The following is a 3385-nucleotide window of genomic DNA, read 5'->3' on the forward strand; positions in this document are numbered from 1 at the left end:
GACGTCCGCCGATTTCCGCCCGGCGGCGGCGCTCGCGCCCTGATGGTCGCGGCGGTCGTCCGGGCCGCGCTGTACGCTTCCTGCTCCGGGGCGGTGGCCTACGCGCTCCTGGCGATCGCGGCCGCGCGCGATTTCTTCGGCGAGACCCCCGCCCCCGACGCGCCGGAGCTCCCGCCGATTTCGGTCCTGAAGCCGATCCGGGGCGCGGAGGAGGACGCCGGGCGGAATTTCCTCACGTTCGCCGAGCAGGACTATCCGGAGTTCCAGCTCCTTTTCGGCGCGCTCGACGGCGACGACCCGGGGCTCGACGCCGCGCGCCGGATCGCCCGCGAGCATCCCGGGCTCGACGTCGAGATCGTGGCCGGCGGAGACCGCGGGGCCGGGAATCCGAAGGTCCGGAATCTCGCGAACCTCGAGCCGCACGCGCGGCATTCGCTGATCCTCGTGTCCGACAGCGACGTGCGCGCTCCGCGCGATTACCTGCGGCGGATCGCGGCGGCCGCGGCCGAGCCCGGGGTGGGCGTCGTCACGTCGCCGTATCGCTCGCACGGCCGCGGCTGGGGAGGGGTCCTGCAGGCGCTCGGGAACGCGACGGAATTCCAGCCGTCGGTCTTCGTCGCCCGGAAGCTCGAGGGGCTGCGCTTCGCGCTCGGGGCGGGCGTTCTCGTGCGGCGCGACGTCCTCGAAGCGATCGGAGGATTTTCCGCGCTCGCTCCGTACCTCGCCGACGATCTGATGCTCGGGCGGCTTCCCGCCCGCGCGGGCCGGAAGGTCGTTCTGGCCCTTCCCGTCCTCGACCACGAGCTCGGATCCGTGACGTTCGCCGCCTACGCGCGCCGGCAGATCCGCTGGAACCGAGGGATCCGAGCGGCGCGTCCCGGAGGCTACGCGGGCCTCTTCGTCACGCAGTCCACCGTGCTCGCGCTCCTTCTCCTCGCCGCGACCGGCGCCTCGCCGGCCGGCACGGCCGTCGCCGCCGCCGCCGTCGCGTCGCGCCTGGCGATGGCCTGGGTCGTCGGCGCCGGGGCGCTCGAGGACCCTTCCGTCCGGCGGGGCATCGCGCTCGTTCCTCTGCGGGATCTCGCCGCGTTCGGTCTCTGGCTCGCGGGATTCTTCGGGCGGACGGTCGAGTGGCGGGGCGAGCGGTTCCGGATCGGACGGGACGGCCGGATCGCGCCGGCGCGTCCGCGGTGAAGGCCCTCTCGAGGGTCTTCCTCGCCGCGGGGACCGCGCTCTTCGTCTGGCTCGTCTTCCGGATCGGCCCCGGCGCGCTCGCGGCCGATCTCCGGCGGGTCGGCGCCCGGCTCCTCCTGCTCGTCGCGCTCGGGACGGTCACGTTCGCGTTCGACACGCTCGGCTGGCGGTTCGGACTCTCGCGGGAGGACCGCGGCCGCGTCCCGTTCCGTTCCCTCTTCGCGATGCGGATCGCGGGCGACGCCGTCAACTACGTCACGCCCTCGGCCGCCGTCGGCGGCGAGCTCGTGCGGATCGCGCTCCTGCGCCGCTTCGTCGCGGCCACGCCGGCGATCGCCTCGGTCGTGCTCCTCGTCGTGACCCAGTTCTTCTCCCAGGTGATCTTCGTCGCCGCCGGAATCGTGTATTGTCTGCCGCGGCTGCTCGCCGGCCGCTGGGCGGCCGCGGCGGCGATTCCGCTCGGTTTCCTGGCGGCGCTCGCCGCCGGGCTCGTCTTTCTCGCCGTACGGTCGGACGGCTTCCGCCGGATCGACCGTCTGACGCGGCGATTCGCCTTTCTCCGCCGGTTCACCGACGCGGAAGGCGCCGAGGCGCTCGACCGGGAGATCTTCGGCGCGTTCCGATCGAGACCCCTCGACCTCGCCGGCGCGGTCCTTTGTTTCCTCGGCGCGTGGAGCGTCGGCATCGTGGAGGCCTGGCTGATCCTGAGCTTCCTCGGCACGCCCGTTTCCTGGGGCACGGCGTTCTCGATCGAATCGCTCTCGGTCCTCGTCGAGACGGCGTTCTTCTTCGTTCCGGCGAAGGCCGGAACGCAGGAAGGGGGAAAGGTCGCGATCTTCGCGGCTCTCGGGCTCCGCCCGTCCCAGGGATTCGCCCTGGGCCTCGTGCGGCGATTGCGCGAGCTGGCGTGGGCTCTGGCAGGACTCGTCACCTTCGCGGAACTGGAAAGACGGCGCGCCGCGGAACGCCCGACGAAAACCGATCCGGTGTGACCGTTTGCGGCTTCCCCGCGCCTCGCGATCGTCGGGAGGCGCCCACCGTCACGTGTCGCCGGGCGGGCTCAGCCCCGCGGGCGAACGGCCGGGCGGCCGCGTTCGATGTCCCGCCTCAGTTTCGAAACGATCCGGTACACCTGGGGACGAGGGACCTTGGCACCCGGCCCGTGCTTCTCGACGCGCTCGAGCGTCGCCCAGGCGAGCTCGACGGGAAGGGCCGTGAAACCGACGACGCCCGGCGGCGCGCCGCCTCGCTGCAGGGCGAGGACGTACTCGGACGCCTCGCCGAGGTCGCGGCGGGACAGCGCGAACACTTCGGCGCGCGCCACGGTCTCGGGGAGATAGCTTCGTCCTTCCGTCCGGTCGGAGCCGGCGTCCTTGAGGATGTTGACGAGCTGCAGCCCCTCGCCGAAACGCGCCGCGCGCTCGCGGAGAAAGGCCGCGATCGGATCGAGCTCCCCGCGGCCGAGCAGGAAGAGATCGGTGAGCATCTCCCCGACGATTCCCGCCACGACGTAGCAATAGGCGCGGAGGTCGGCGAGGTCGGCCAGCCGCAGCTCTCCCGCGCCGGACATCCGCCGCACGAATCGAGCCATCCCTTCCGCCGATTCGGCGACGTGCTCGCGGATGGTCGCGACCGCTCCCGGCGAGAGCGACCGGAAGTCGGCGAGGACGCCGGGCGACTCGGCCAGGAGCTCCACGTATCCCTCCTGCGTGCACGGCGGGGAGGCGATCCATCGCCGGGCCGCGGCGGCTTCGTCCCCGGCGGTTCCGTTCCGGAGGAGCGCCGCGAACTCGCCGAGCGCCTCGATGCGCCGCGCGGGTTCCCAGAGGGTGGCGTCCTCGAACGTGTCCGCGATCCGGAAGAGGAGATACGCGATCCCGACTTCCCGGCGAGTGGGCTCGGGAAGGAGCGGGATCGACAGCGCGAACGTGCGGCTCGTCCGCTCCAGCAGCCGGTCGAGATCCGCCATCAGGTCTCCGCCCGGAGAACCGCCGGGAGGATGCCGGCGATCGCCTCCATCGCGCGCCGCGTGCGGCGCCGGAGGCGAAGGAGCGCGGGAATCTCCCGGGGGCGGAGGATCGCCCGGACGACGACGGCGAGGCGGTCGACGCCGTTCTCGGTCCACGCGCTCCGAACCGCGTCCGGGAACTCGTCGCCCGCGGCGTCGACGACGCCTCGGATCGCGAGGAAC

General features: G+C 72.9%; 4 protein-coding genes. 2 read left to right on the plus strand and 2 right to left on the minus strand.

Translation table 11 applies throughout. The features are described 5' to 3' along the window. A partial coding sequence (gene hpnI, locus VFS34_05300; GenBank protein ID HET9793859.1) for a bacteriohopanetetrol glucosamine biosynthesis glycosyltransferase HpnI occupies positions 1 to 1194 on the plus strand: 1194 nt, incomplete at its 5' end. After that, entirely contained in the window at positions 1191 to 2186 is a 996-nt protein-coding gene (locus tag VFS34_05305; protein HET9793860.1) for a lysylphosphatidylglycerol synthase domain-containing protein, read from the plus strand. The genes hpnI and VFS34_05305, both read left to right, overlap by 4 nt. A gap of 68 nt (positions 2187 to 2254) precedes the next feature. On the opposite strand, the gene VFS34_05310 is transcribed toward VFS34_05305, so the two are convergent. Then, a complete protein-coding gene (locus VFS34_05310; protein HET9793861.1) occupies positions 2255 to 3163 on the minus strand; it encodes a squalene/phytoene synthase family protein in 909 nt (302 codons plus the stop codon). Further along, positions 3163 to 3385: hypothetical protein (locus tag VFS34_05315; GenBank protein HET9793862.1), on the minus strand; the 223-nt coding region annotated here is incomplete at its 5' end. The genes VFS34_05310 and VFS34_05315, both read right to left, overlap by 1 nt.

The sequence above is a fragment of the Thermoanaerobaculia bacterium genome, from assembly GCA_035717485.1.
Taxonomy (GTDB): Bacteria; Acidobacteriota; Thermoanaerobaculia; order UBA5066; family DATFVB01; genus DATFVB01.